Below are 1,685 nucleotides of genomic sequence, written 5' to 3' on the forward strand. Positions count from 1 at the left end.
TCGTTTTCAATTAGCCCAACCAGAGTTACTGTTGTATTATCCCGATGGTCAACCTTTCACCAGTTACAACCAAGAACGACAACGGGCCGAAGCGGAACGGCAACGGGCCGAACGATTGGCGGCAAAACTGCGGGAGTTAAATATTAATCCCGAGGAGATTTAAAAAAATTATTGATTGATCGGCTCAATCGATCGAGATAGTCTCGCTACAATAAAAGTAGATAAATATCAAGTCCTCTAGCTAGAGTCGGAACAGTAAGCCCAGAAAAAATGCGCTAGGGCAGGGTTGACTAAATCGACGAAGCAATCGCTAAATAGGAGTAATTTCCGTCCACTTCTCCCTAATCCTGAACGGGAGAGGCAGAACCGAAGAATTTCTATAAAATTTCGGTAAGGGTGGAAAGATCAAGTAAGTTAGCGTTGGGGCTTAATCTTCGCCACGGAAAGTAGAACTATGACAGTTTGTGAATATCGGCCAGGTTTAGAAGGAATTCCCGCCGCCCAATCGAGTATCAGCTTTGTGGATGGGCAAAAGGGAATCTTAGAGTATCGGGGCATTCGGATTGAGGAACTCGCCGAAAAAAGTACCTTCCTCGAAACCGCCTATCTCCTTATCTGGGGTGTTCTGCCCACGGGGGCGGAACTGGAAGAATTTGCCGATGAAATCCGTTATCATCGACGCATCAAGTACCGTATCGAAGACATGATGAAATGCTTCCCCGAAAAAGGCCATCCCATGGATGCGCTACAAACTTCGGCGGCGGCTTTAGGGTTATACTATGCCCGTCGGGCTTTGGATAATCCCGACTATATCCGTCAAGCAGTAGTGCGGCTATTAGCGAAAATCCCCACCATGGTGGCGGCGTTTCAATTAATTCGCAAAGGTAATCATCCCATTCAGCCCAACGATAGTCTTGATTATGCGGCCAATTTCCTCTATATGTTGACGGAAAGACGACCAACGGATTTAGCGGCGAAAGTTTTCGATGTCTGTTTGACCCTCCACGCCGAACATACCATGAATGCCTCGACTTTTTCGGCCATGGTGACGGCTTCCACTTTAACCGACCCCTACGGTGTCATCGCTTCAGCAGTGGGAACTCTCGCTGGCCCCCTCCACGGTGGCGCAAACGAGGAAGTATTGTTAATGTTAGAGGAAATCGGTTCGGTGGCTAATGTTCGTCCCTATGTGGAAAAATGTATCGCCAATAAACAAAAAGTTATGGGTTTTGGACACCGGGTATATAAAGTTAAGGATCCCCGGGCGACGATTTTACAAAACCTTGCTGAACAATTATTCGCGGAGTTAGGTTCCGATGAATACTACGATATCGCCCTAGAATTAGAACAAGCAGTGGTGGATATCTACGGCGAAAAAGGCATCTATGCTAATGTGGATTTCTATTCGGGATTGGTCTATCGGAAATTAGGCATCCCCAGTGATTTATTTACCCCGATTTTTGCCATCTCCCGGGTGGCCGGTTGGTTGGCCCACTGGAAAGAACAATTAAATGCTAATCGCATTTTCCGTCCTACCCAAATCTACACTGGAGAACACGAAGTCCCCTATACACCGATCGAACAACGTTCTTAGATTTTATCGAAAATTTGGGTTAAAACCCCGTCGTTTTACGACGGCTTTAAGCTACAATGGAAAAAGCGATAACCAAGCTAAAAACTGAACC

Annotated in this window: 1 protein-coding gene; it reads left to right on the top strand. The window is 46.4% G+C overall.

Going from position 1 to position 1,685, the window contains the following annotated elements:
* Window positions 1-454: 454 nt before the first annotated feature.
* Window positions 455-1,594 (top strand): citrate synthase, encoded by a 1,140-nt coding sequence (locus BGL89_RS07355; RefSeq protein ID WP_286825135.1) that lies wholly within the window; start codon window positions 455-457, stop codon window positions 1,592-1,594.
* Window positions 1,595-1,685 lie beyond the last annotated feature (91 nt).

This window comes from Microcystis sp. LSC13-02, assembly GCA_002282935.1.
Lineage (GTDB): Bacteria > Cyanobacteriota > Cyanobacteriia > Cyanobacteriales > Microcystaceae > Microcystis.

Coding starts and splice junctions, on each gene's coding strand:
- BGL89_RS07355 (WP_286825135.1), top strand. CDS start 455: ATGACAGTTTGTGAATATCGGCCAGGTTTAGAAGGAATTCCCGCCGCC.